A 25,014-nucleotide genomic window follows, 5' to 3' on the forward strand; every position below is an offset into this window, starting at 1 on the left:
CCGTCAGCGGACCAGGGGTCAGTGTTCGGCGCTCGATCGGAGCGGGGCCCCGCCTAGTTCCCGCAGCGCGGAGACCCCCAGCACCCGGCTGGTCGGGTACAGCTCGATGTCCGCGTCATCAGTGAGACCGTCGGCCACGGTCAGCCAGCCGGGCGGACCGAACCGGACGATCCGCACCGGCATCTCCACCCGGGCCACCGGGTCCTCGGGGTCTCGGAGCACCACCCGGCCTTGATAGAGGTGCCGGTCGTTGACGGTTGTGATGTCCATGCGCGCAGCCTTCCCCCGTGCGCCGCTGCCGGGCAGCCCGGGACCCTCGGCCGGCCTGGTCTGTCGAGAAGTCCTCGGTCGAGGCACGAGCCGTTCACAGGCCGCATCTCCACGACCGGTCCGCCGTCGGGGCGGCTCCACGAACACCCATCCGGATACGTGCCGCTGCTGCCAGACGGGCCCCGCAGGGTCACTGGCCATGACGATCCCGGCCGTCGGCCGCTTCGCCTCCGTGCTCGGCGCCGGCCTGCCACTCCTGCGCCGGGACCTCGCTGGCGGGAACACTCGCCTGTCGGACCGGATGACCTCGCAGCACGTCGAGGAGATCGCTGGGCCCGACGACGGCGCTCCCGGCTACATCGCCGCAGTAGGCGCTGTCCTCCTCGTTGCTGGTCGTGCCCTCGTCGCCGTCGGCCAGCGACGACAGTGAGGTGTCACCTGCCGGACCGTCTCCGAACAGGCCGCTCGAGGACGCCGGCAGCAGTCGCAGCGCACCGACCGGCAGGACGGGGCTCACATCACCCGAGGTCGGTCGTCGCCCCCACGACCACCAGGTCGGAGCTGTGCGTACCGGCCGCGTCGACGCCCGCCGGCCGCAGCTCGAAGCCCGGCAGACCGGACAGCCCGTCGCTGCCGTCCACCACCCGCAGGGTCAGCGGCCCGCCGCCCTCGACGGTGAACGTCGCCTCGACGCCCTGGCGCGCCGGCGCGTGGAAGGTCAGCCACAGCCGGTCCAGCTGGAGTGCGTCGTCGGGCACGTCCCGGGCCTCGGCGCGGGCGGCGACCACCCGCCCGCCGTCGGTCCGGAGGTCGAGCACGACCAGTCGCACGTCGCGCTGCGGCGTCACCCGCACGGTCACCGTCCGGCGCCCCTCGGCGGTGCGGTCGTCGAGCACCTGCACCGTCGAGGACGGCAGACCGGCCACCTCCGCCGGCCCGGCGGCGACCGCGCGGCCGGCGAGGTACGGGTAGTCGTGCGGCAGCTCCCGGCGGCCGTCCACGTACCGGGCCGTGTACTCGCCGGGGTCGGCCTCGGTGCTCGCCCACCACGCCTCGCCGGTGTCGGCCTCCAGCGCATAGACCAGCTGGCTGGGCACCGGGTGCTGCTGGTCGAACCGGTCGACGGCGAGCCCGACGGCGGTCAGCGCCACCGCCAGCGCTCCCGCGACCGCGGGCACCGCGACCGACCGCCGGCCTCCCGGCACGGACGGTGGCGCGAACAGCTCCTCGACCACCGGCAGCAGCGCCAGCCCGAGCAGGGTCGCCACCGCCGCCGGCGCGGCACCGCCGGCCAGCCCGAGCGCCGGGAGGAACAGCGCCACGGTGGGTGCCAGCACGACGACGGCGACCGCCCCGGCCACCAGCCCGCCCGCGAGCCGCAGCCGCTCCGGCAGCAGCCCGGCCAGCACCCCCGCCAGCGCCGGCAGCGCCGCCAGGTAGGACCCACCCGGGGCCAGCGCCGCCAGGACGACGGCGAGCACCGCCAGCAGCGCGAGCGCCCCCGTCCGCAGCCCCGCAGGCCCGACCCGCCGCCGCAGCAGCGCGTACCAGGCCAGGACCACCGCGAGGACGACGGCCACGGCCGCCAGCCGGAGGAAGCCCGGCCGCCACGGGTCGAGCAGCCCCGCGTAGCCCGGCCGCACCAGCACGAGCAGCCGCCACGACCCGACCACCGCCAGCGGTGCCAGCACCAGCGGCACGACCGCCGCCAGGATCCCGAGCAGGGCCCGCGACAGCGGCGACCCGCGCCGCCGGTCCACGACCGTCAGCAGGGCGACGCCGAGCACCGCCGCACCGGCCAGCGGCCAGACCAGCCACCCGGGGTAGCGCGCCAGCCCCGACAGCACCGGGAAGTAGGTGGCGTCGGCGTCCCCGGGACGGGCGAGGTCGGTCAGGTCGGCCCCGCCGAGCTCCCGGGTCAGGGCCAGCGTGTTGTCCCCCAGCGCCTGCAGGGTGCCCCGGTCCAGCCGCGACGGGGTGTCCTGCGGGGTGTGGTAGGCGGCGTTGCCGTCGATGAAGGCGGTGTTGAGGCCGGTGAAGCCGCGGGCGAGCAGCACGCTGAAGTCGGTGTCGTTGGGCAGCGCCCGGTAGACCTCGACGGCGAAGCTGGTGGCCACCGGGTGCGGCACCGCGGCGGCGTACCGCTCGGCCAGGCCGGCGTTGCCCCGCGACGTCTCGAACGTGATCGGCGGGCCGGTGGTGCCGCGGGCCTCCAGGTTGAGCACGACGCCGCCCTGCGGGGCCAGCGGGTGACTGGCCGCGAACGCCTCGGCGCCGCACAGGCACGCCTCCTCGGCGTCGGTGAGCACCACGACGACCTCGTTGCGCAGCGGCTCGCCCTCCCGGAGGGCGCGCACCGTCTCCAGCAGGGTGGCCACCCCGGCGGCGTCGTCGCTGGCGCCCGGGCCGGTCTCCACCGAGTCGGTGTGCGCCACGAGGAACAGCCGCCCGGTGGAGTCGGTGCCGGGCAGGACGGCGACGACGTTGCGCACCCGCGCCATCTCGGCCACCCCGGGCGAGGACTGCCACGTGCCGACGGCGTTCTGCACGCGGGTGTCGAGCCCCAGGCCGGTCAGGCCGGCGACCAGCCGGTCGACGACGCGGGCGTGTGCCTCGCTGCCGGTCACGTGCGTCTCCGCGGCGACGTCCTCCACGTGCGCGAAGGCCCGCTCGGCGCTGAAGGACGTCGCCGGGGCGTCGGCCGGCGCCGGCGACGGCGGCTGCAGGGCCAGCACGCTCCCCACCGCGAGCCCGGCCAGCAGCACCAGCGCGGCCAGCGGTGCGAGCAGACCCCGGGTCGGGGCGGGCGGGCGCGATGCGGGCAACGGGTCCTCCTCGACCGGGCCGGGACCGGGTCACCCTAGGTGCGGCGGGAGGACACTCCGGGGATGCCGGCCGTCCCGCTCCCCCGCCGCGCCGGGCGCCGGACCAACCTCGGCCTGCTCGCCCTCCTGCTGCTCGCCGGCGGCACCGGGGTGGTGGCCTTCGGCGTCGGCACGCCGCTGCCCTCGCGGCTCGTCACCGCCGTGCACGGGGCCGCGGGGCTGGGCCTGCTGCTGCTCGGACCGTGGAAGACCGTCGTCGTCCGGCGGTCGCGGGCGCGCACGGCCGGCCGGCGCGATCCCGTCGCCGCCTGGGCGCTGGCCGCCCTCCTGGCGCTCACGCTGGTCACCGGGGTCGTGCACAGCGCGACGGGTGCCACGGTGGGCGGCGTCGGCCTGCTGCAGGTGCACGTGGCCGCCGGCGTCGGCACCGGCGCGCTGCTGGTCCTGCACGCCGTCGGCAGCCGGCAGCGGCTCCGACGGACCGACGTCTCCCGGCGGGCGCTGCTGCGCGCCGGGGGGCTGGCGGTGGGCGCGGCCGCGCTCTGGGGTGCGGTGGAGGGCGGCCTGCGCCTCACGGGGGCACCGGGTGGACGGCGGCGCGGGACCGGTTCGCACGAGCGCGGCAGCGGCGAGCCGGCCGCCATGCCGGTCACCCAGTGGTTCACCGACCCGGTGCCCGACGGCGGGGACGACGTCCTCGAGGTGGTCGCCGGCGGCCGCACCACACGGCTGCTGGCCGCCGAGCTCGACCGGGGCGACACCGTGACCGCCGTCCTGGACTGCACCGGCGGCTGGTACGCCGAGCAGGAGTGGCGCGGGGTGCGGCTGGACCGCCTGCTGGCCGGGACGCGGCTGCCCGAGGGCGGCAGCCTCGACGTCGTCAGCGTCACCGGCTACCGGCGGCGGCTGCCCCTGACCGACGCCGGATCGCTGCTGCTGGCCACGCACTGCGCGGGACGGCCGCTGTCGGCCGGGCACGGGGCGCCGGTGCGGCTGGTGGCGCCGGGCCGGCGGGGCTTCTGGTGGGTGAAGTGGGTGCGCCGGGTCGAGGTGGTCGACGGGCCGTGGTGGCTGCAGCCGCCGGTCCCCCTGCAGTAGCTCAGAGCGTGGCGAGCCAGTTGGTCAGCAGCTGGGCGCCGGCGTCGCCGCTCTTCTCCGGGTGGAACTGGGTGGCCGACAGCGCGCCGTTCTCCACCCCGGCCACGAACCGGTCGCCGTGCTCGGCCCAGGTCACCTTCGGCGGCGCCAGGCGGCTGGGCGGGCCGTCCTGGCCGAGGGTGAACTCGCGCACGCCGTAGGAGTGCACGAAGTAGAAGCGCTCGTCGGCCAGCCCGGCGAACAGCACGGTGTCCGCGGGCGCCGAGACGGTGTTCCAGCCCATGTGCGGCAGCACCGGCGCCTCGAGCTGCTCCACCGTGCCGGGCCACTCGCCGCAGCCCTCGGCGTCGTGGCCGTGCTCCACGCCGCGCTCGAACAGGACCTGCATGCCCACGCAGATGCCCAGCACCGGACGCCCGCCGGCCAGCCGGCGGCCGATGGTGCGCGGCCCGTCGACGGCGCGCAGCTCCCGCATGCAGTGCGCGAAGGCGCCGACGCCGGGGACGACGAGCCCGTCGGCGTCCAGTGCGGCGTCGCGGTCGGCGGTCACGGTGACGTCGGCGCCGACCCGGGCCAGCGCCCGCTCGGCGGAACGGAGGTTCCCCGACCCGTAGTCGAGGACCGTAACCCTCTTCTTCACGGCTGCCACGGTACCGAGCAGCGCCGGCTCCCCCGGCCGTGTTCCCGGCGCCTCCCCGGTCGCGTCCCCGTCGCGTCCCGGTCGCGTCCCGGGGCGCGGTCACCCCCCGGGGTGAGGGCCGGACGGCCCGGCTCAAGGCGCCCCGGCGACCGGGCGATGTCCCGGGCATGCGACCACTGGCACAGGACGAGGAGCGCGTCGCCTTCTGGCGCCGACACACGATCGGCGGTGTCGTGCTGTGCGTCGTGTTGCCCGCCGTCGTGCTGATGCGCACCTGGATCACCGTCGGTGTGCCCAACGCCGCCGCGATCGTGCCCATCGCCCTGGCGGTCGCCGTCCCGGCGCCGCTGCTGCTGCTGGTGCCGGTCGAGCGACTGGTGCGCCACCCGCGCGGGCGGCTGTTCTACGACACCTGGGAGGCCGCCGGCATCGCGCTGGTGATCGTGCTGTGCCTGCTGGACGGGGGGACGACCAGCCCCTACGTGCTGTTCCTGTTCGTCCTGCTGGCGCACGCCGCGCTCGCCTACCCGCCGATCGGGGTGGCGCTGGCGGGGACGACCATCGTCACCGGCTACCTGACGATGGGGCTGGTCGACGGCAGCCTGCGCCCGTCGGACCTGATCGTCGGCGTGCTGGCGCTGGCCGTGGCCACCGGCACCTGCGCCTTCGCCTCGGCCAACCACGTCCGCGCCTACGAGCGCACCGCGGCCTACGCGCAGGAGATCGCCGCGCTGGCCCGGCGCGACGGGCTCACCGGCACGCTCAACCACCGCGCCTTCCACGAGCGGCTCGGTGACCACGTGCGCCGGGCCGCGGCCGACTCCCCGGTCAGCCTGCTCATCGTCGACGTCGACTCCTTCAAGACCGTCAACGACACCTTCGGCCACCCCGCCGGCGACGGCGTCCTGCAGCTGGTGGGCGCCGCCCTCACCGACCTGACCCGCCCCGGCGACGTCGCCGGCCGCCTCGGCGGCGACGAGTTCGCGCTGCTGCTGCCCGACACCGCGCTGCCGGAGGCCGCCGCCATCGGCGAGCGGCTGCGCGCGCGGGTCCGCGCCGACGACGCCGCGCTCGGCGCGACCCTCAGCGTCGGCGTGGCCACGGCCACCGTCCCCGACGCCACCGCCCTGCAGGCCGCTGCCGACACGGCGGCCTACCGCGCCAAGCGCGGCGGCCGCGACCGCGTGGTGACCGCCGACGACACCGTCGACGACACCGACGACGACACCGACGACGAGGCCGTCGCGGACGCCGCGGTGCCGGTCCCCGCCTCCTGACCCGGGCTCAGCGGGCCCAGGGCAGGACGGTCAGCTCGGGCCACACCGCCTGCCAGCGGGCGGCCTTGGCCTCGTAGACCGCGGGCGGCGCGGGGCTGCGCGGGTTGGGGCGCACCACCAGGCCGAGCAGGTCGTCGAGGCCGTGGGGCGCGTACAGCCGCGGGCCGTCGTCGCCGACCGTGACGGCGACCGCGCAGCAGACCGCGGCGAAGGCGTCGACCGCGTCCCGGCAGTCGCGGAACGGCGCGGGCGCGGTCGTGCCGAAGTGGCCGGCGTACCAGAGGTGCACCCGCGCCTGGTTGCGGATCTCGACCGGCACCGGCAGGTCGCCGAACAGCTCCGCGCCGCGGCGGATGACCGCGTCCTCGGCGTCCCAGGAGGGGTCGTCGTCCCAGTAGAAGAGGTCGGCGTCGCGGATCCCGGTGCCGGGAGGTCGCCCGGTGAGGGTGTTCCACACGGTCTGGAACAGCACGCCGGCGGTGAGCCACCAGTCGCCGACCCCGAGGGACGGCGCCCGGTCCAGCACCGCGGCCACGGTCGGGTCGGCGAGGACCAGCTCGAGGAAGCGGTCCTCGCTCACACCAGGCGCAGGATCCCCGACGCCGTCGCCAGCAGGGCCGCCACCAGCAGGATGGCGGCGAAGGCGATCTGCGGGCCGGTGCGGCCCCTGGTGTCGTGGTCGGCCTTCCAGATGCTCCACGCCCCGCCCAGCAGGAACCCGCCGACCACGACGAGGACGGCGCCGAAGGACACCTAGAGCGCGCCCTTGGTGGACGGGACGTCGGCGACCCGCGGGTCGATCGCGACGGCGGTGCGCAGTGCGCGGGCCAGCGCCTTGAACTGGCCCTCGACGATGTGGTGGGCGTCGCGGCCGGCGTAGAGCACGCGCACGTGCAGGGTGATCCGCGCGTTGAACGCGAAGGACTCCAGCACGTGCCTGGTCAGCGACGTCGGGTAGTCCGGCCCGATCATCGGCGTCATCGTCTCGGGCTCGGCGTGCACGAAGTACGGCCGGCCGGAGAGGTCGACGGCGGCCTGCACGAGCACCTCGTCCATGGGGATCGTGGCGTCGCCGTAGCGGGTGGTGCCGCGCTTGTCCCCGAGCGCCTCGGCGAAGGCCTGGCCGAGCGCGATGGCGACGTCCTCGACGGTGTGGTGGGCATCGATGTGCAGGTCGCCGTCGGCCTGCACGGTGAGGTCGATGCCGCTGTGCTTCGACAGCGCGGTGAGCATGTGGTCGTAGAAGCCGACACCGGTGCTGATCGAGCTCTTCCCGGTGCCGTCGAGGTCGACCTCGACGACGAGCTTGGTCTCGCTGGTCGCCCGCTCGACGCGTGCAGTACGGCTCATGGGTCTCAGTCTCCCAGGCGGTGGTCGGGGGCGATCGCGGCGAGCGCGGTGAGGAACGCGTCGGTCTCCGCGGGCGTGCCGGCGGTGACCCGCAGCCAGCCGGGCAGGCCGTTGTCGCGGACGAGGACGTCGTGCTCGAGCAGCGCCCGCCACGCGGCGGCGGCGTCGGCGAACCGGCCGAAGAGCACGAAGTTCGCGTCGCTGGGCACGCTGGTCAGGCCCATCCCGGGCAGCGCCGCGACGATCCGATCGCGCTGGTCCTTGACCGCGTCGACGGTGGCCAGCAGCGCGTCGGTGTGCGCCAGCGCGGCCCGCGCGGCGGCCTGGGTGAGCGAGGACAGGTGATAGGGCAGCCGGACCAGCTGCACCGCGTCGACGACGGCGGGGTCGGCGGCCAGGTAGCCCAGCCGCAGCCCCGCCATGCCGAAGGCCTTGCTCATCGTGCGGCTCACGACCAGGCGGGGCCGGCCGGGCAGCAGGGTCAGCGCCGACGGCGTGCCGGCGCGGGCGAACTCCGCGTAGGCCTCGTCCACCACGACCATGCCGGCGCGCCCGTGGCCGTACGAGCTGGCGTCGTGGAGCTGCTCGATCGTCTCCAGCGCCACCGCGGTGCCGGTGGGGTTGTTCGGGCTGGTCACGAAGACGACGTCCGGGCGGACCTCGCGCACCTGGGCGACCGCCTGCGCGGCGTCGATCGTGAAGTCCTCGCGCCGGTGCCCGTCGACCCACGCCGTGCCGGTGCCCGCGGAGATGATCGGGTGCATCGAGTAGGACGGGGTGAAGCCCAGCGCCGTCCGCCCGGCACCGCCGAAGGCCTGCAGCAGCTGCTGGAGCACCTCGTTGCTGCCGTTGGCCGCCCACACCTGCGCCGGCCCGATGTACTCCCCACCGCGGGAGAGGTAGGCGGCCAGGTCGGCGCGCAGCGCGGTCGCGTCGCGGTCGGGGTAGCGGTTGAGCTCGACCGCCGCGGAGCCCAGCGCCTCGCCGAGGGCGGCCAGCAGCTCGGCGGGCAGCGGGTGCGGGTTCTCGTTGGTGTTGAGCCGGTGGCGCACCTGCAGCTGCGGGGCACCGTAGGGCGTGCGGCCGCGCAGCTCCGGCCGCAGTGGGAGCCCTTCGATCGACGTCCGGGGGGCGGTCGTCACGGCGTCTGCCGGGCCCGGACGGCGGCCGCGTGCGCGGGCAGGTCCTCGGCGTGGGCCAGGGCGTCGACGTGCCCGGCCACCTCGGCCAGCGCCTGCTCGTCGTACTCGACGACGTGGATGCCGCGCAGGAACGTCTGCACGCTCAACCCGCTGGAGTGCCGCGCGCAGCCGCCGGTGGGCAGCACGTGGTTGGACCCGGCGATGTAGTCGCCCAGCGACACCGGCGACCAGGCGCCGACGAACACCGCGCCGGCGTTGCGCACCCGCATCGCCACCGCGCGCGCGTCGCGGGTCTGGATCTCCAGGTGCTCGGCGGCGTAGGCGTCGACCACCGCGAGGCCGGCGTCGAGGTCGTCGACCAGGACGACGCCCGACTGGCTGCCGTCGAGCGCCCTGCTGATCCGGTCGGAGTGCTTGGTGGCCGCGACCTGGGCGGGCACGAGGTCGACGACGCCGTCGGCCAGCGCCTCGCTCGTGGTCACCAGGACCGCGCCGGCCAGCGGGTCGTGCTCGGCCTGGCTGATCAGGTCGGCGGCGACGTGCACCGGGTCGGCGGTGTCGTCGGCGAGGATCGCGACCTCGGTGGGGCCGGCCTCGGAGTCGATGCCGATCAGGCCGCGCAGCAGCCGCTTGGCGGCGGTGACGTAGACGTTGCCGGGGCCGGTGACCAGGTCGACCGGCTCGCAGGAGCCCGCGCCGTAGCCGAAGACGGCGATGGCCTGCGCGCCGCCGACGGCGTGCACCTCGGGAACGCCGAGCAGCGCGCACGCGGCCAGGACGCCGGGGTCGGGCAGGCCGCCGTTGTCCCGCTGCGGCGGGGAGGCGACCGCGATCGACTCGACCCCGGCGATCTGCGCCGGGACGACGTTCATGACGACGCTCGACAGCAGTGGCGCCAGCCCGCCGGGCACGTAGAGACCCACGCGGCGCACCGGCAGCCAGCGCTCGGTGACCGTGCCGCCGCGGACGACCTGCGTGGTGACGTCGGTGCGGGCCTGGTCGGCGTGCACCCGGCGCACCCGGGCGATCGACTCCTCCAGGGCGGCGCGCACGGCCGGGTCCAGGCCGTCGAGAGCGGCCTGCAGCGCCGCGGGAGGGACGGTGAAGTCCTCGGCGTCGACGCCGTCGAGGCGGGCGGTGATCTCCCGGACCGCCTGGGCGCCGCGGATGCGGACGTCCTCGCACAGCGGACGGACGGTGGCCAGGACCGAGTCGATGTCGGTGGCGGCGCGGGGCAGCAGGCCGGCCAGGTCGCGGACCCCGGGCAGCGCGGAACCGCGCAGGTCGATGCGGGCGAGCACGGGGAGCCTCCGGGGGTCACGGGCGTGGGGCGGCGTCCTCCGAGGGTAGTCGGGACGGCGGAGCGGGCTGCCGCCAGCGCCCGCCCGTAGGCTCGCCGACGTGGGCGACCTCATCCCGCTGTTCCCGCTCGGGTCGCCGCTGTTCCCCGGGATCGTCCTGCCGCTGCACGTGTTCGAGCCCCGCTACCGGGCGCTGGTGCGCGACCTGCAGGCCCTGCCGGAGGGCAGCGGCCGGCGCTTCTTCGGCGTGGTCGCGATCCGCCAGGGCTGGGAGGTCGAACGGGTGGCCCCGGCCGAGGCGCTCTACGACGTCGGCTGCAGCGCGGTGCTGCAGACGGTGCGGCCCCAGCCCGACGGCGGGTTCCAGGTCGTCACCGTCGGCGGGGACCGCTTCCGGCTGCTCGACGTCGTCGTCGGTGAGGACCCGCCCTACCTGCGCGCCGAGGTCGAGTGGCTGAGCGAGGAGGAGGCCGCCGAGGAGGCCGCCGGGGACCAGGAGCAGGTCCTGGGCTCCCCGGCGGCCGGCGGGTCGGGCCTGGACGAGGGGCTGGTGGAGGAGGTGGCCAGCGGCTCGCTGGGCGTGCTGCAGCGCGGGGTCGGCGACCTGTTCTCCCGCTACGTCACCGCCGTCGCCGGGCTGCAGGCCGGCCTGGCGCAGGACGAGGTGAGCGAGGCAGCGGCCGAGCTGGCCGGGGACGGCGAGGACCCGACCGGCGCCGCCGCACTGCTGCAGGCGGTGGCAGACGACCCGCGCGCCCTGTCCTGGCTCGTGGCGTCGGCCGCGCTGCTCACCACCGAGGACCGGCAGGCGCTGCTGGCCGAGTCGGCGACCCGGCGCCGGCTGGTGGCCGAGACCCGGCTGCTACGCCGCGAGCTGACGCTGCTGGAGGCCGTCGGCGCGGTGCCCGCATCGCTGCACCACTTCGCCGGACCGCTGGGCCTCAACTAGTCGGAGGACCCCCTGCAGGGCGCCGTGCCCGCACGTCACCCGCGGCCGAGGTCGTCCGAGGCGGCGAAGAGCGCCACGACGACGTAGACCAGCAGCGCGACGAAGGGGCCCACGGCCAGCGCCGGGGGTGAGGACAGCTCCAGCCCGGTGGTCACCCGCGCGCCGACGTCGCGGAGCTGCGCGGCGGTGGGCCCGGGCGCCAGCGCCTCGCCCAGCTGCCAGGCCAGCACACCGGCGACGCCGGTGCCGAGCGCGGTGGCGACCATCCACGTCACGCCCCGGCGCCGGCGCACCGCCCACGCCCCGGCCCCGGCGAGCAGGCCGAGACCGGCGAGCAGCAGCACGAGGACGGCGTCGTCGGCGACCAGCAGCTCGGCCGACGGGCGGCCCAGGGGGACCGCGCCGCCGTCGACCACCTCGAACCGCGCGCGGGGGGCGAGCCAGACCCACACCAGGCCCACCGCCAGGCCGGACAGGCCGAGCAGGCCGGCCCAGACGACAGCGCCGCGCAGGTCCGACCGCAGCTCGGGCAGCACCCGCCAGCCAGCCGGGCGGACCGCCGCGGCGACCGCGGGCACGACCGGAGCGCCGGGGACGACCGGGCGGCCGGGCACCGCCGGGCGGCCGGGCACCGCCGGGCTGCCGGGGACCGGGGAGGAACTGCTCACGACGCCCAGTGAACCCGTCCGGTCGGCCGCGCGCTCAGAGCAGGGCGACGCTGGTGGGACCCAGCAGCGCCTTGATGTCGCCCATCAGCGCGGTGCTCGGGCGCACCCGCAGCCCCTGGTCCAGGCGCAGCACCGTCTCCCGGCCGCCGTTGATCAGCTTCAGCTGCACCTCGGTGGTCCCGGGGTGGCTGCCGAGGACCTCGCGCAGCCGCTCCACCACCGGCGGGGTGCACCGGGCGGCCGCCATCGACACCAGCACCGGGCCGCGGGGGCCCTCGCTGAGCTCGGGGATGGTCACCTCGGAGCCGAACAGCGAGGGCTGGTCGTCGCGCCGGCTGATCCGCCCCTTCACCGCGACGATCTGGTCGCGGACGATCTTCTCCGACACCTCCGCCCACGTCTTCGGGAAGAAGAGCACCTCGATGCCGGACTCGAGGTCCTCCAGCGTGGCGATGGCCCAGGGCGCGCCCTGCTTGTTCGTGCGCGGGGAGACCGCCGTGAGGATGCCGGCGATCGTCACGTTGGCGCCGTCCTCCACCCCGCCGGCGTTGATCTCGGCGATCGGGGTGTCGGCGTTCGCCGCGAGCACGTGCTCGACGCCGTGCAGCGGGTGGTCGGAGACGTAGAGGCCGAGCATGTCGCGCTCGAACACCAGCCGCTCGGACTTCGACCAGTCCGCCGTCGGGACGACGACGTCCAGCGCCCCGCCGAACGGGTCGTCCCCTCCCCCGCCCTCGCCGAAGCTGCCGAACAGGTCGAACTGGCCCTCGGCCTCCTTGCGCTTGAGCGCCATCGCGGAGTCGACGGCCTGGGCGTGCACGGCGACGATGCCCTGCCGGGAGTGGCCCAGGGAGTCGAACGCCCCGGCCTTGGCCAGGGACTCGATGACCTTCTTGTTGCACGCGACCGTGTCGATCTTGCGCATGAAGTCGGCGAAGTCCTTGAAGGCGCCCTTCTCCTCGCGGGCCCGGCGGATCGAGTCGACGACGTTGTGCCCGACGTTGCGGACCGAGGCCAGGCCGAAGCGGATGTCGGTGCCCACGGCGGTGAAGTCCCAGGCCGACTCGTTGACGTCCGGCGGGAGCACCTTGATGCCCATCCGCCGGCACTCGGCCAGGTAGATCGGCCGGCGGTCCTTGTCGTCGCCGACGCTGGTGAGCAGGCCGGCCATGTACTCGGCCGGGTAGTTGGCCTTGAGGTAGGCGGTCCAGTAGGACACCAGGCCGTAGGCGGCCGAGTGCGCCTTGTTGAACGCGTAGTCGGCGAAGGGGACGAGGATGTCCCACAGCGTCTTGACCGCCGCGGCGGAGTAGCCGCGCTCCTTCATGCCGGCCTCGAAGCCGACGAACTCCGCGTCGAGGACCGACTTCTTCTTCTTGCCCATCGCGCGGCGCAACAGGTCGGCCTTGCCGAGGGAGTACCCGGCGACCTTCTGCGCGATCGCCATGACCTGCTCCTGGTAGACGATCAGGCCGTAGGTCGTGCCGAGGATCTCCTCGAGCGGCTCGGCCAGCTCGGGGTGGATCGGCGTGATCTCCTGCTGGCCGTTCTTGCGCAGCGCGTAGTTGGTGTGCGAGTTCGCACCCATCGGGCCGGGCCGGTAGAGCGCGCCGACGGCGGAGATGTCCTCGAAGTTGTCCGGGCGCATGAGCCGCAGCAGGGAGCGCATCGGCCCGCCGTCGAACTGGAAGACGCCGAGAGTGTCACCGCGGGCCAGCAGCGCGTAGGTGGCCGGGTCGGTGAGGTCCTTGCTGATCTCCTCGAGGTCGATCGGGTCCTTGCCGTTGGCGACGATGTTGCGCAGCGCGTCGTCGATGACGGTGAGGTTGCGCAGGCCCAGGAAGTCCATCTTCAGCAGGCCGAGCGTCTCGCAGGTCGGGTAGTCGAACTGCGTGATGATCGCGCCGTCGGCCTCGCGCCGCATGATCGGGATCGAGTCGATCAGCGGGTAGCGGCCGATGATGACCCCGGCGGCGTGCACGCCCCACTGCCGCTTGAGGCCCTCGAGCTTGCGCGCCTGGTCGACGACCTCGGCCGCGCCGGGGTCGGACTCGTAGCGGGCGCGGAACTCCGCGGCCTCCTTGTAGCGGGGGTGGGCGGGGTCGAACACCCCCGACAGCGGGATGCCCTTGCCCATCACGTCCGGGGGCATCAGCTTGGTCAGCTCGTCGCCCACCGAGTAGGGGCGGTCGAGCACGCGGGCGGCGTCCTTGATCGCGGCCTTGGCCTTGATGGTGCCGTAGGTGACGATCTGGCTGACCCGCTCCTCGCCGTACTTCTGCGAGACGTACTGGATGACCTCGCCGCGGCGGCGGTCGTCGAAGTCGATGTCGACGTCGGGCATGGAGACGCGCTCGGGGTTGAGGAACCGCTCGAAGATCAGCCCGTGCGCCAGCGGGTCGAGGTCGGTGATCCCCATGGCGTAGGCGGCCAGCGAGCCCGCCGCCGAGCCACGGCCCGGGCCCACGCGGATGCCGTTGTCCTTGGCCCAGTTGATGAAGTCGGCGACCACGAGGAAGTACCCCGGGAAGCCCATCTGGGTGATGATCCCGACCTCGTAGTCGGCCTGCTTGCGCACGTGGGCGGGGATGCCGCTCGGGTACCGCTTGTGCAGGCCGCGCTCGACCTCCTTGACGAACCACGAGGTCTCGTCCTCCCCCGGCGGGAGGGGGAAGCGCGGCATGAGGTCGGCGCCCTCGGTGAAGCTGACCTCGCACTGCTCGGCGACCAGCAGCGTGTTGTCGCAGGCCGCGGCGAGGTCACCGGTGAACAGCGCGCGCATCTCCGCGGCGCTCTTGAGGTAGTAGCCGTCGCCGTTGAACTTGAAGCGGTTGGTCTCGTTCAGCCGCGACCCGGTCTGGATGCACAGCAGCGCGTCGTGGGCCTCGGCGTCGTCGCGGTGCGTGTAGTGCAGGTCGTTGGTGGCCAGCAGCGGGATGCCGAGGTCCTTGGCGATCTCCATCAGCGCCGGGCGGGTCTTCTGCTCGATGGACAGGCCGTGGTCCATCAGCTCGGCGTAGAAGTTCTCCTTCCCGAAGATGTCCTGGAAGTCGGCGGCGGCCTGGCGGGCGCGGTCGACCTTGCCCGCGCGCAGCCACATGTTGACCTCGCCCGACGGGCAGCCCGTCGTCGCGATCAGGCCTCTCCCGTAGCGCTCGAGCAGGTCGCGGTCGAAGCGCGGCTTGCGGTACTGGCCCTCGAGGCTGGCCATGGAGGAGATGCGGAAGAGGTTGTGCATCCCCTCGGTGGTGCGCGCCAGCAGCGTCATGTGCGTGTAGGCGGCCTTGCCGCGCGAGGAGCCGCCCTCGCCGTCCTCGTCGATGAGGTTGTCGCCGAAGTCGAAGGGCGCGCGGTCGAAGCGCGAGCCGGGCGTGTAGTAGCCCTCCATGCCGATGATCGGCTTCACGCCGGCGGCGTTGGCGTGCTTGTAGAAGTCGTAGGCGCCGAAGACGTTGCCGTGGTCGGTCATCGCCAGGGCCGGCATGCCGTACTCGGCGGCGGCCTTCGTGACCTCGGGCAGCTTGGCCGCCCCGTCGAGCATCGAGTACTCGGTGTGCACGTGCAGGTGCACGAACGAGTCGGTCCCTGAGCCTCGGGTCGGACTGCTCACGGCGGTGCGGCGCTCCTCACAGGTCGTGCTGGCCCGGCCGGTGGGTGCTCCGGCGGGCGACCGGCGGGGAAGACCGGGGCGGTGCGGTGCTCCTCGGTGCGAGGAACCGACGCGGGCCCGGGCCGGCCCTTGCGATCCTCGCACTGGCGAGTGTCTACGCCGAGGGTCTGACAGGACGTGTCTCGGCGGGCCGGGACACGGGTCGTCACAGCCGGCGGCGCATGGTGACGTGCCGGATGCCGGCCTCGGTGTACTCACCGCCCACGGCGGTGTAGCCGGCCCGCTCGTAGAAGCCGCGCGCGGTGACCTGCGCGTGCAGCTCGACCTCGGTCAGCCCGCGCAGCACCGCCTGCCGGTGCAGCTCGGCCAGCACCGCGGCCCCGTGGCCGCCTCCCCGGGCGTCCGCCTCGACCGCCATCCGGCCGATCACCGCCCGCCCGCCGCGCTCGAGCAGCCGCCCCGTGGCGACCACCCGGCCTCGGTCGTCCCGGCCGACCGCGTGGACGGCGGTGGCGTCGGCGGCGTCCTGCTCGACCTCCGGCGGCACGCCCTGCTCCTCGACGAAGACGCGGGTGCGCAGCGCCACGACCTCCGGCCAGTCGGCGGCGGTGGCCACCCGCGCGGCGGGACGGGTCACGCGGCCGCTCCCCCGGTCGGCCGCGGGGCGGGGAGCGTCTCGGGCAGCGCCGACGCCGGCACGAGCAGGAACCGCAGGTCCACCGCGGCGTGCAGCAGCACCGGCAGCAGCAGCGACCCGGTGTCGAGGTACAGCGCCGCGAACACCCCGCCGAGGACGCCGGTGAGCACGACGCCGTGCCGGCCCTGGTAGGCGTGCGCCAGGCCGAAGGCGACCGCCCCGGCGAGCACGAGCACCGGCACCGGCAGGCCCCCGCCGGCCGCGGCCACCACGGCGAGGAAGAACCCCCGGTAGAGCCACTCCTCGCACACGCCGGCGGTCACGCCGACGACGCTGAACAGCCGGCGCTCCGCGGGCGTGCGGGGCAGCAGCGCCAGCGTGGCGTGCCCCTCGGGCTCGGCGTGCCGCCCGTGGGCCGGCGCGGCGGACCCCGGCCGGCGGGGCGCCGCCGCCCGCGCCAGCGCACCGCCGCGCAGGGCCCGCACCGAGACCAGCGAGAGCACCAGCACCAGCACGGTCGCCGTCCCCGTGACCGGGCCGGGCCAGCCGGAGGGCCAGGCCAGCCCGACGGCGGCGGCGTCCACGCCGGGCGAGGCCAGCCACAGCACGGCGGCGAGCACCGCCAGACCCCACTCGAGCACCAGCAGCCGCCGGTAGAACGAGCGCCGGGCCTCCGGGTCGGCGCGCAGCCGGCCCTCGAACCGGCGGTGCAGCACGTGCCCGACGACGGGCTCGCCCAGCACGAGGTAGACGGCCACGACGACGACCGAGAGCGTCGCCGGCCCGAAGGCGGCGAGGGAGGCGGGCAGCTCGGTCACGGTCTACGGGAACACGGTCTACGGGAGCACGGCCTCAGGACTCGGCGCGCAGGATCGCCAGGGCGCCGGCGAGGTCGGGCGGGTAGGCGCTGGTGAACTCCACCCAGCGCCCGTCGGCCGGGTGGGCGAAGCCGAGGCGCAGCGCGTGCAGCCACTGACGGTCGACGCCGAGCCGCGCGGCCAGCGTCGGGTCCGCGCCGTAGGTCGTGTCGCCGACGCAGGGGTGGCGCATCGCCGAGAAGTGCACGCGGATCTGGTGGGTGCGCCCGGTCTCCAGGTGGATGTCGACCAGGCTGGCCGCGGGGAAGGCCTCGAGGACCTCGTAGTGCGTCACCGACGGCCGCCCGCCGCTGACCACGGCGAACCTCCAGTCGTGCCGGGGGTGCCGGTCGATCGGTGCGTCGATGGTGCCGCGGGACGGGTCGGGGTGGCCCTGCACGAGCGCGTGGTAGCCCTTGTCGACCGTCCGCTCCTTGAACGCCGCCTTGAGCACGCTGTAGGCCCGCTCGCTCTTGGCCACGACCATCAGCCCCGTCGTCGCCGCGTCCAGCCGGTGCACCACCCCCTGCCGCTCGGGGGCGCCGGAGGTGGAGACGCGGTAGCCGGCCGCGGCCAGCCCGCCGACGACGGTCGGACCGTCCCAGCCGGGGCTGGGGTGGGCGGCCACGCCGACCGGCTTGTCGACGACCACGACGTCGTCGTCGTCGTGGACGACCGTCAGGCCCGGCACCGGCTCGGGCGCGGGCGGCTCGCCGGGCGGCGGCGGCAGCTCGACCTCCAGCCAGCTGCCGCCGGTCAGCCGGTCGCCCTTGCCGCGGGCCCGGCCGTCGACCCACACCTTGTCGGCGTCGGCCAGCTCGGCGGCCACCGCCCGCGACAGCCCGAACAGCCGGGTCAGCGCCTGGTCGACCCGCTGGCCCTCCAGGCCGTCGGGCACCGGGAGCGCGCGGTGCAGGCCGGGAGAGGTCACGCCCGCCATCGTCTCAGGCGGCCGCGGTCAGCCGCGGGAGACGGCGCCACTGCCGTGCCCGTCCCCGTGCTCGTCCCCGTCGTGGTCGCGGCCGCGGCTGCCGTCGAACTCGATGCCGCGCAGCGCGAGGACCGCGCCGAGCAGGCCGCCGCACACGATCGCCGAGTCGGCCAGGTTGAAGATCGGGTAGACCTCGCCGTCGGGCGCGAAGACGGAGAGGAAGTCGACGACGCCGCCGCGCAGGAGACCCGGGTCGCGGAACACCCGGTCGGCCAGGTTGCCCAGGGCACCGCCGAGCACCAGTCCCAGCGACACCGCCCAGCCCAGCGACGCCAGCCGCCGCGCCGTCCGCACGATCACCACCGCGACGGCGACGGCGATCAGGGTGAAGACCACGGTGAAGCCCTCGGCGAAGGAGAACGCCGCGCCGGTGTTGCGGGCGTGGGTCAGGTACAGCAGCCCGCCGAGCACGCGGACGTTCTCGCCGCGGTCGATCGTGGCGACGACGAGCAGCTTGGTGCCCAGGTCGGCGAGGAACACCAGCGCGGCGAGCAGGAGCAGCAGCCGGGTGCGGGGACGGCGGGCCGGCGCCTCCTCCCCGGGAGGCGCGTCCCCGGGCGTCGCGGCGCGGGCCTGCTCGGGCTGGTCGGTCAGCGCGGACTCCTGGCGGTCGGGGCTGGTGCGGGCTCGCCCCGACGATAGCCGCGACCGGCCATCCTCCCCCGTGACGCACCTGCCAGAGGGCCGCCGTCCCCGCCACTGGAGTGGCGGGTGAGGAAGGTCATACCGGAACGGGGGCATCTCACACCACCCGGAGTTCGTGTTCACCGCCGGGTCGGCCGATCGTCAGGAGGAGAACACCTCCGCGGCAGGAAGGCAGTCGTGTCCACCGACCTCGGTTCAGCCACCGACCCCGACGTGGTGCTCGTCGGCGGCGGCATCATGAGCGCGACCCTGGCGTCGCTGCTCGGTGTCCTCGCCCCCGAGTGGAGCGTCACCGTCTTCGAGTCCGCGGCCGACGTCGCCGGGGAGAGCTCGGACGCGTGGAACAACGCCGGCACCGGCCACGCCGCGCTCTGCGAGCTCAACTACACCCCCGCGGGGCCCGACGGCCGGGTGGACACCACCAAGGCCCGCACGATCAACGAGCAGTTCCAGGTCTCGCGCCAGTTCTGGTCGCACCTGGTCCGCACCGGGCTGACCGGCTCGCCCAAGGACTTCATCACCCCGGTGCCGCACGTCAGCTTCGTCACCGGCGAGGACGGGCGCGCCTACATGCGCAACCGGCACGCCGCGCTGTCAGCCGAGCCGCTGTTCGCCGGCCTGGAGTACACCGACGACCCGGGCGAGCTCGCCGGCTGGGTACCCCTGGTGATGAACGGCCGCGACCCCGCCCAGGTCGTCGCCGCGACCCGATCCGTGGCCGGCACCGACGTCAACTTCGGCGCGCTCACCCGGCTGCTGCTCGCCCAGGGCGAGGCGCGCGGCGTGCAGGTGCACACCTCCCAGCGGGTCACCGGCCTCGAGCGGCTCGACGACGGCCGCTGGCGGGTCACCGTCACCGACCGGCGGACCGGCGAGGAGCGCTCGGTGCGCACCCGCTTCGTCTTCGTCGGCGCCGGCGGCGGCGCGCTGCCGCTGCTGCAGCGGGCCGCGATCCCCGAGATCCGCGGCTTCGGCGGCTTCCCGGTCAGCGGCCTGTTCCTCCGCACCCGCTCCCCCGAGCTGGTCACCCAGCACCAGGCCAAGGTCTACGGCCAGGCCGCCGTGGGCGCCCCGCCGATGTCGGTGCCGCACCTGGACCTGCGCCTGGTCGACGGCGAGTACTCGCTGCTGTTCGGCCCCTACGCCGGCTTCTCGCCGAAGTTCCTCAAGGCCGGCTCGATCTTCGACCTGCCCCTCAGCGTGAAGCCGAACAACCTCGGCTCGATGCTCGGCGTCGCCCGCACCGAGCTGGCGCTGACGAGGTACCTGGTCACCGAGCTGCTCCAGTCGCGCGGCGCCCGGCACCGCACGCTCACCGCGTTCGTGCCCCGCGCCGAGCAGGCCGACTGGGAGATGATCGCCGCCGGTCAGCGGGTGCAGGTCATCAAGCAGGACCCGAAGTCCGGCAGGGGGGTGCTGCAGTTCGGCACCGAGCTCGTCGTCGGCTCCGACGGTTCCATCGCCGGGCTGCTCGGCGCCTCGCCGGGTGCCTCGACCGCCGTCTCGGCGATGCTCACGCTCGTCGAGCGCTGCTTCCCCGACCGGGTCGCCGCCCGCCGGAGCGCGCTGGAGGAGGCCATCCCCTCCTACGGCCGCGACCTCTCCGCCGACCCGACCCTGCTGGCCGCCGTCCGCGAGGAGACGATGCAGACCCTCGAGCTCAACGGCTGACGCCGGGTCACCCCCGACCACACGCCAGTGGCCCCCTCCGCCCGCCGGAGGGGGCCACTGGCGTGTCGCGCCGTGGCCCTCCTCCTCAGGAGCCCGCCGCCGGCGTGCCGCCGGAGGGGCTGCTCGCGGGTCGTCGCCACGGCCCCCTCGCAGGGGCCCGCCGCGAGCTCGCGAGCGGTGGGGGGCGAGGGGGTCCTCCGTCAGTCGACCTCGGTGGCGGTGCCCTGCTCGCCGCGCCAGGTGGCCAGCCGGCCGGCGCGGCTGACCGCCCGGAGCCGCCGCTCGGCCTCGGGGCGGGAGCGGCGGGTCGACACCAGCAGCGCCTGGTCGCCGCGCATCAGCCGGGTGGTGTGGTCGGGGACGAACGAGCGGCCGTCGCGGACGATGAGCACCACCGCGGCGTCCTCGGGCAGCCGCAGCTCGGGCAGGTAGACGCCGTGCAGCCGGGAGCCCGCGGGCACCCGCATCTGCATCAGCTCGGCGTCGAGCTCCTCCAGCGGCGCGGACTCCACCTCGACGTCGCGCGGGGTCAGCGGCGTCGCGATGCCCAGCCGCCGGGCCACCCACGGCAGCGACCAGCCCTGCACGAGCGTGAAGACGACGACCAGCACGAACACGGTGTCGAAGACCAGGGCGGCGTCGGGCACGTCGGCGGTGAGCGGGAAGGTGGCCAGCACGATCGGCACCGCGCCGCGCAGCCCGGCCCACGAGATGAACACCTGCTGCGCCCACGGCATGCGAAACCAGACCAGGCTGGCGGCCACCGACAGCGGCCGCGCCACCAGCAGCAGCGCTCCGCCGACCAGCAGCGCCGGACCGATCGCCTCGGGCAGCCGGCCCGGCGAGACCAGCAGTCCCAGCAGCACGAACAGCCCGATCTGGGCCAGCGACGCCATCCCCTCGGCGAAACCGATGGACGCCGCCCGGTGCGGCAGTGCCGCGTTCCCCAGGACGAGCCCGCACAGGTAGACCGCGACGAAGCCCGACGTGTGCGCCAGCGACGCCGAGGCGAAGGCGAGCACGCACAGCGCCAGGGTGGCCAGCGGGTAGAAGCCCGACAGCGGCAGCGCCGAGCGGCGCAGCAGCCACGCCCCGCCGGCGCCCAGCGCGACGCCGATGACCGACCCGCCGGCGAGCTCGGCGACCACCTCGAGCGCGGTCACCCACCAGGCGTGGGTCCTCTCGCCGGTGAGGGTGTCGGACAGGGCGACGACCAGCAGGATCACCGGCGCGTCGTTGAGGCCGCTCTCGGCCTCCAGGGCGGCGGCCATCCGGCGCGGCAGCGGCAGCCGGCGCAGCGAGGCGAACACCGCGGCCGCGTCGGTCGAGCTGACGACGGCCCCGAGCAGCAGCGCGAGGGACCAGGTCAGGTCCAGCAGCCACACCCCGACGGCCGCCGTCGTCACCACGCTCACCACGACGCCGATCGTCGACAGCGCCAGTCCGGGGCCGATCGCCCGGCGGACGTCGTTCCAGCGGGCGGTCAGGCCGCCCTCGGCGAGGATGACGACCAGCGCGGCGACCCCGAGGGTCTGGGTGAGCGCGACGTCCTCGAACTCGATGCCCGCTCCGCTCTCCCCCAGCGCGACGCCCAGGGCCAGGTAGAGCAGCAGGCTGGGCAGGCCCAGCCGGTCGGCCAGCCGCAACGCGACGGCCGAGACCAGGACGACGAGCGCCCCGACCGCGAGGGCGACGGTGACCGTGGTGTTCACCGCGCCGCGCCCATGGGCGCATCCTCCCGTACCCCCGTCGCCGGGCCCTCGCCCCGGCGCCGGAAGACGCTCGACGCCTCGGGGACAATGGGAGCGTGAGCTCTCCCTTCCGTGCGCTGCCGCCCCAGGTCGACCTGCCCGCGATCGAGCAGGACGTGCTGCGGCGCTGGGAGGACCGCGGCGTGTTCGCCCGGTCCCTGGCCGCGACCGAGGGCCGGCCGCAGTGGGTGTTCTACGAGGGTCCGCCCACCGCCAACGGCCGCCCCGGGACCCACCACATCGAGGCGCGTGCCTTCAAGGACGTCTTCCCGCGCTTCAAGACGATGCAGGGCTGGCACGTGCCCCGCCGCGCCGGCTGGGACTGCCACGGCCTGCCGGTCGAGATCGCCGTCGAGCAGGAGCTCGGGTTCGCCGGCAAGCCCGACATCGAGCGCTACGGCATCGCGGAGTTCAACGCCCGCTGCCGCGAGTCGGTCATGCGGCACGTCGACGCCTTCAGCGACCTCACCCGCCGCATGGGCTACTGGGTCGACATGTCCACCGCCTACTGGACGATGGACCCGCACTACATCGAGAGCGTCTGGTGGTCGCTCAAGCAGGTCTTCGACGAGGGCCTGCTCGTCGAGGACCACCGCGTCGCCCCCTACTGCCCGCGCTGCGGCACCGGGTTGTCCGACCACGAGGTCGCCCAGGGCTACGAGTCGATCACCGACCCCTCGGTGTACGTCCGGCTGCCGGTCACCGACGGCCCGTGGGCGGGGAAGGCCGACCTGCTGGTCTGGACGACGACGCCGTGGACGCTGCCGAGCAACACCGCCGTCGCGGTCAACCCCGAGGTGACCTACGTGGTGGCGAGGCGCGGGGCGGACACCCTGGTGGTGGCCGAGCCGCTGCTGGGTGCCGTCTTCGGCGACCTCGACGACGTCGAGGTGCTGGCCCGCACCACCGGCCGCGACTGGGAGCGGGTGCACTACCGGCGCCCGTTCGAGCTGGTCGACTTCCCCGAGGGGGAGGACACCCACTTCGTCGTCCTGGCCGACTACGTCACCACCGACGACGGCACCGGGCTGGTGCACCAGTCCCCCGCCTTCGGCGCCGACGACCTCGCCGTCTGCCGCTCCTACGGCCTGCCGGTGGTCAACCCGATCGACGCCTCCGGCCACTTCCTGCCCGAGGTCCCGCTGGTGGGCGGGCACTTCTTCAAGGCCGCCGACGACGCCCTCGTCGTCGACCTGCAGCAGCGCGGCGTCCTGTGGCGCGAGCAGCGCTACGAGCACAGCTACCCGCACTGCTGGCGCTGCCACACGCCGCTCATGTACTACGCGCAGCCGTCCTGGTACATCCGCACCAGCGCGGTCAAGGACCAGCTGCTCGCCGAGAACGAGAAGACCCACTGGCACCCCGAGACCATCCAGTGGGGCCGCTACGGCGACTGGCTGAACAACAACGTCGACTGGGCGCTGTCCCGCGACCGGTACTGGGGCACGCCGCTGCCCATCTGGCGCAACGACGCCGATCCGTCCCGGATGGTGGCGGTCGGCTCGCTGGCCGAGCTCTCGGAGCTGACCGGCCGCGACCTGTCCGACCTCGACCCGCACCGGCCCTTCATCGACGAGGTGACCTTCACCCGCCCCGGTGAGGAGGGCACCTACCGACGGGTGCGGCCGGTGATCGACGCCTGGTACGACTCGGGCTCGATGCCCTTCGCCCAGTGGGGCGCCCCGCACCGCAACCGGGAGCAGTTCGAGGCCGCCTACCCCGCGCAGTTCATCTGCGAGGCGATCGACCAGACCCGCGGCTGGTTCTACACGCTCATGGCCGTCGGCACGCTGGTGTTCGGCAAGAGCTCCTACGAGAACGTGCTGTGCCTGGGCCACATCCTCGCCGAGGACGGCCGCAAGATGAGCAAGCACCTGGGCAACATCCTCGAGCCCATCCCGCTGATGGACCGGCACGGCGCCGACGCCGTCCGCTGGTTCATGCTCGCCGGCGGCTCGCCGTGGTCGGCGCGCCGGGTGGGGCACGAGACGCTGTCGGAGGTGGTCCGCAAGGTCCTGCTGACCTACTGGAACACCGCCAGCTTCCTCACCCTCTACGCCGCCGCCAACGACTGGGACCCCACCGCGACGCCGGCGCCACCGCGCGCCGAGCGGCCGCTGCTGGACCGCTGGGCGCTGGCGCAGCTGGCCGCGGTGACCGAGGGCGTCACCGACGCGCTGGAGGCCTTCGACACCCAGGGCGCCGGGCGGCTGCTCGCGCAGTTCGTCGACGACCTGTCCAACTGGTACGTGCGCCGCTCCCGGCGCCGGTTCTGGGACGGCGACCCGGCGGCGCTGGGCACGCTGCACGAGGTGCTCGACGGGCTGACCCGGCTCATGGCCCCCTTCGTCCCGTTCGTCACCGACGAGGTCTGGACGACGGTGGTCGCGCCGGGGCTGGCCGACGCGCCGGACTCGGTGCACCTGGCATCCTGGCCCGCCGTCGACGAGGCCGCCCGCGACCCACAGCTGGTGGCGCAGGTCGACCTGGTCCGCCGGCTGGTCGAGCTGGGCCGCTCGGCGCGGACGTCGGCGAAGGTGCGCACCCGGCAGCCGCTGGGGCGCGCCGTCGTCGCCGCGCCCGGGTTCGCCGCGCTGCCCCGCGACCTGGTGGCCGAGGTGGCCGACGAGCTCAACGTCGCCGAGCTGGCCGACCTCTCGGCGGTGGGCGGCGACCTGGTCGACGTCAGCGTCAAGGTCGACTTCCGCGCCGTCGGCCGGCGGCTGGGCAAGCAGGTGCAGGCGGTGGCGAGAGCCGTCGCCGCGGCCGACGCGCCCGCGCTGGTGGCCGCCTACCGCGCCGGGACGGCGTCGGTGGAGGTCGACGGCGCCACGGTGCCCCTCGAGGACGGCGACCTGGTGGTCACCGAGACGCCGCGCGAGGGGTGGACGGTGGCCAGCGGCGGCGGCCTGACCGTGGCGCTGGACCTGGAGCTCACGCCGGAGCTGGAGCGGGCCGGGCTGTTCCGCGAGGCGGTGCGGCTGGTGCAGGAGGCCCGCAAGAGCAGCGGCCTGGAGGTCAGCGACCGGATCGGCCTGGCGTGGGCCGCGGAGGAGCCGATGCGGACGGCGCTGCAGGAGAACGCCGACCAGCTGGCCCGTGAGGTGCTGGCGACCACGGTGCGGGAGACCACGGTGGAGGAGAACAGGGCCGAGGAGGACACGGCCGAGGAGGACACGGCCGAGGACGGCGCGGTGTTCGAGGGGCCCGGCGGCCTGCGCTTCACGATCACCCGCGCCTGATCGCGGCAGCCCCGCGCGATGATCAGGTGACCTGATCGTGCAGCGTCCTACCCGACGGTGGGACGTGAGGGAGGACGCGCTGGGATCAGG

21 protein-coding genes are annotated in these 25,014 nt (G+C 74.9%); 6 read left to right on the forward strand and 15 right to left on the reverse strand.

Features of this window, described 5'->3' with window-relative positions:
* Positions 1–18: 18 nt before the first annotated feature.
* Positions 19–270 carry a hypothetical protein gene (locus tag ACWIZO_RS23305; protein WP_448639976.1) on the reverse strand — a complete coding sequence of 84 codons (252 nt, stop codon included), beginning with the start codon at positions 268–270 and terminating at the stop codon, positions 19–21.
* Between the two features lie 199 nt (positions 271–469).
* Here ACWIZO_RS23305 and ACWIZO_RS23310 point away from each other — a divergent pair, with 199 nt between their 5' ends.
* Entirely contained in the window at positions 470–700 is a 231-nt protein-coding gene (locus ACWIZO_RS23310; protein ID WP_448639977.1) for a hypothetical protein, read from the forward strand.
* Positions 701–788: 88 nt separating this feature from the next.
* On the opposite strand, the gene ACWIZO_RS23315 is transcribed toward ACWIZO_RS23310, so the two are convergent.
* On the reverse strand, positions 789–3,095 hold the full coding sequence (locus tag ACWIZO_RS23315; RefSeq protein WP_448639978.1) for a M20/M25/M40 family metallo-hydrolase: 2,307 nt from the start codon (positions 3,093–3,095) through the stop codon (positions 789–791).
* Between the two features lie 63 nt (positions 3,096–3,158).
* On the opposite strand from ACWIZO_RS23315, the gene ACWIZO_RS23320 reads away from it, so the two are divergent.
* Positions 3,159–4,193 carry a molybdopterin-dependent oxidoreductase gene (locus ACWIZO_RS23320; protein ID WP_448639979.1) on the forward strand — a complete coding sequence of 345 codons (1,035 nt, stop codon included), beginning with the start codon at positions 3,159–3,161 and terminating at the stop codon, positions 4,191–4,193.
* A 1-nt stretch (position 4,194) separates the two neighbouring features.
* Here the strand turns inward: ACWIZO_RS23320 and hisH are convergent, their stop codons facing one another.
* Positions 4,195–4,833, reverse strand: coding sequence for an imidazole glycerol phosphate synthase subunit HisH (gene hisH / locus ACWIZO_RS23325; RefSeq protein ID WP_446761205.1), 639 nt, complete (start codon positions 4,831–4,833; stop codon positions 4,195–4,197).
* Between the two features lie 167 nt (positions 4,834–5,000).
* Between hisH and ACWIZO_RS23330 the strand changes: the two genes are divergently transcribed.
* Positions 5,001–6,110: a diguanylate cyclase gene (locus ACWIZO_RS23330; RefSeq protein ID WP_448639980.1), complete on the forward strand. Its 1,110-nt coding sequence runs from the start codon at positions 5,001–5,003 to the stop codon at positions 6,108–6,110.
* Between the two features lie 7 nt (positions 6,111–6,117).
* On the opposite strand, the gene ACWIZO_RS23335 is transcribed toward ACWIZO_RS23330, so the two are convergent.
* The 5 genes from ACWIZO_RS23335 to hisD are packed head-to-tail and all read right to left on the reverse strand — an operon-like array spanning position 6,118 to position 9,903.
* On the reverse strand, positions 6,118–6,690 hold the full coding sequence (locus tag ACWIZO_RS23335) for a nucleotidyltransferase family protein (RefSeq protein WP_448639981.1): 573 nt from the start codon (positions 6,688–6,690) through the stop codon (positions 6,118–6,120).
* Positions 6,687–6,863 (reverse strand): hypothetical protein, encoded by a 177-nt coding sequence (locus ACWIZO_RS23340; protein ID WP_448639982.1) that lies wholly within the window; start codon positions 6,861–6,863, stop codon positions 6,687–6,689. The genes ACWIZO_RS23335 and ACWIZO_RS23340 overlap by 4 nt, the downstream gene beginning before the upstream one ends.
* Entirely contained in the window at positions 6,864–7,460 is a 597-nt protein-coding gene (gene hisB / locus ACWIZO_RS23345; RefSeq protein WP_448639983.1) for an imidazoleglycerol-phosphate dehydratase HisB, read from the reverse strand.
* A 5-nt stretch (positions 7,461–7,465) separates the two neighbouring features.
* Positions 7,466–8,602 (reverse strand): histidinol-phosphate transaminase, encoded by a 1,137-nt coding sequence (locus tag ACWIZO_RS23350; RefSeq protein WP_448639984.1) that lies wholly within the window; start codon positions 8,600–8,602, stop codon positions 7,466–7,468.
* The gene (gene hisD / locus ACWIZO_RS23355) at positions 8,599–9,903 is read right to left on the reverse strand and encodes a histidinol dehydrogenase (RefSeq protein WP_448639985.1); all 1,305 of its coding nucleotides are present in this window, start codon (positions 9,901–9,903) and stop codon (positions 8,599–8,601) included. Before hisD ends, ACWIZO_RS23350 begins: the two co-directional genes overlap by 4 nt.
* A gap of 100 nt (positions 9,904–10,003) precedes the next feature.
* Between hisD and ACWIZO_RS23360 the strand changes: the two genes are divergently transcribed.
* Positions 10,004–10,852: an LON peptidase substrate-binding domain-containing protein gene (locus tag ACWIZO_RS23360; protein ID WP_448639986.1), complete on the forward strand. Its 849-nt coding sequence runs from the start codon at positions 10,004–10,006 to the stop codon at positions 10,850–10,852.
* A gap of 35 nt (positions 10,853–10,887) precedes the next feature.
* Here ACWIZO_RS23360 and ACWIZO_RS23365 read toward each other — a convergent pair whose 3' ends face one another.
* From ACWIZO_RS23365 to lspA, 6 genes are all read right to left on the reverse strand, one after another.
* Entirely contained in the window at positions 10,888–11,520 is a 633-nt protein-coding gene (locus ACWIZO_RS23365) for a hypothetical protein (RefSeq protein WP_448639987.1), read from the reverse strand.
* A 34-nt stretch (positions 11,521–11,554) separates the two neighbouring features.
* Positions 11,555–15,130: a DNA polymerase III subunit alpha gene (dnaE, locus tag ACWIZO_RS23370; protein ID WP_448639988.1), complete on the reverse strand. Its 3,576-nt coding sequence runs from the start codon at positions 15,128–15,130 to the stop codon at positions 11,555–11,557.
* 205 nt (positions 15,131–15,335) lie between these two features.
* Positions 15,336–15,767 carry a GNAT family N-acetyltransferase gene (locus ACWIZO_RS23375; RefSeq protein WP_448639989.1) on the reverse strand — a complete coding sequence of 144 codons (432 nt, stop codon included), beginning with the start codon at positions 15,765–15,767 and terminating at the stop codon, positions 15,336–15,338.
* Entirely contained in the window at positions 15,764–16,585 is an 822-nt protein-coding gene (locus ACWIZO_RS23380) for a CPBP family intramembrane glutamic endopeptidase (RefSeq protein ID WP_448639990.1), read from the reverse strand. The genes ACWIZO_RS23375 and ACWIZO_RS23380 overlap by 4 nt, the downstream gene beginning before the upstream one ends.
* Positions 16,586–16,619: 34 nt before the next feature.
* Positions 16,620–17,564, reverse strand: coding sequence for an RluA family pseudouridine synthase (locus ACWIZO_RS23385; RefSeq protein ID WP_448639991.1), 945 nt, complete (start codon positions 17,562–17,564; stop codon positions 16,620–16,622).
* A gap of 18 nt (positions 17,565–17,582) precedes the next feature.
* Positions 17,583–18,356 (reverse strand): signal peptidase II, encoded by a 774-nt coding sequence (gene lspA / locus ACWIZO_RS23390; RefSeq protein WP_448639992.1) that lies wholly within the window; start codon positions 18,354–18,356, stop codon positions 17,583–17,585.
* Between the two features lie 81 nt (positions 18,357–18,437).
* Here lspA and mqo point away from each other — a divergent pair, with 81 nt between their 5' ends.
* Entirely contained in the window at positions 18,438–19,931 is a 1,494-nt protein-coding gene (mqo, locus tag ACWIZO_RS23395) for a malate dehydrogenase (quinone) (protein ID WP_448639993.1), read from the forward strand.
* Positions 19,932–20,131: 200 nt separating this feature from the next.
* Here the strand turns inward: mqo and ACWIZO_RS23400 are convergent, their stop codons facing one another.
* The gene (locus tag ACWIZO_RS23400) at positions 20,132–21,643 is read right to left on the reverse strand and encodes a potassium/proton antiporter (RefSeq protein WP_448639994.1); all 1,512 of its coding nucleotides are present in this window, start codon (positions 21,641–21,643) and stop codon (positions 20,132–20,134) included.
* 95 nt (positions 21,644–21,738) lie between these two features.
* On the opposite strand from ACWIZO_RS23400, the gene ileS reads away from it, so the two are divergent.
* The gene (gene ileS, locus ACWIZO_RS23405) at positions 21,739–24,924 is read left to right on the forward strand and encodes an isoleucine--tRNA ligase (RefSeq protein WP_448639995.1); all 3,186 of its coding nucleotides are present in this window, start codon (positions 21,739–21,741) and stop codon (positions 24,922–24,924) included.
* Positions 24,925–25,014 lie beyond the last annotated feature (90 nt).

It is taken from the genome of Geodermatophilus sp. URMC 63 (assembly GCF_053502565.1).

Bases quoted from the DNA above. Each gene is read 5' to 3' on its own strand.
- ACWIZO_RS23330 (WP_448639980.1), top strand. From the start codon at position 5,001: ATGCGACCACTGGCACAGGACGAGGAGCGCGTCGCCTTCTGGCGCCGA.
- ACWIZO_RS23305 (WP_448639976.1), bottom strand. From the start codon at position 270: ATGGACATCACAACCGTCAACGACCGGCACCTCTATCAAGGCCGGGTG.
- hisB (WP_448639983.1), bottom strand. From the start codon at position 7,460: ATGAGCCGTACTGCACGCGTCGAGCGGGCGACCAGCGAGACCAAGCTC.
- lspA (WP_448639992.1), bottom strand. From the start codon at position 18,356: ATGCCCCCGTTCCGGTATGACCTTCCTCACCCGCCACTCCAGTGGCGG.
- ACWIZO_RS23320 (WP_448639979.1), top strand. From the start codon at position 3,159: ATGCCGGCCGTCCCGCTCCCCCGCCGCGCCGGGCGCCGGACCAACCTC.
- ACWIZO_RS23385 (WP_448639991.1), bottom strand. From the start codon at position 17,564: ATGGCGGGCGTGACCTCTCCCGGCCTGCACCGCGCGCTCCCGGTGCCC.
- ACWIZO_RS23310 (WP_448639977.1), top strand. From the start codon at position 470: ATGACGATCCCGGCCGTCGGCCGCTTCGCCTCCGTGCTCGGCGCCGGC.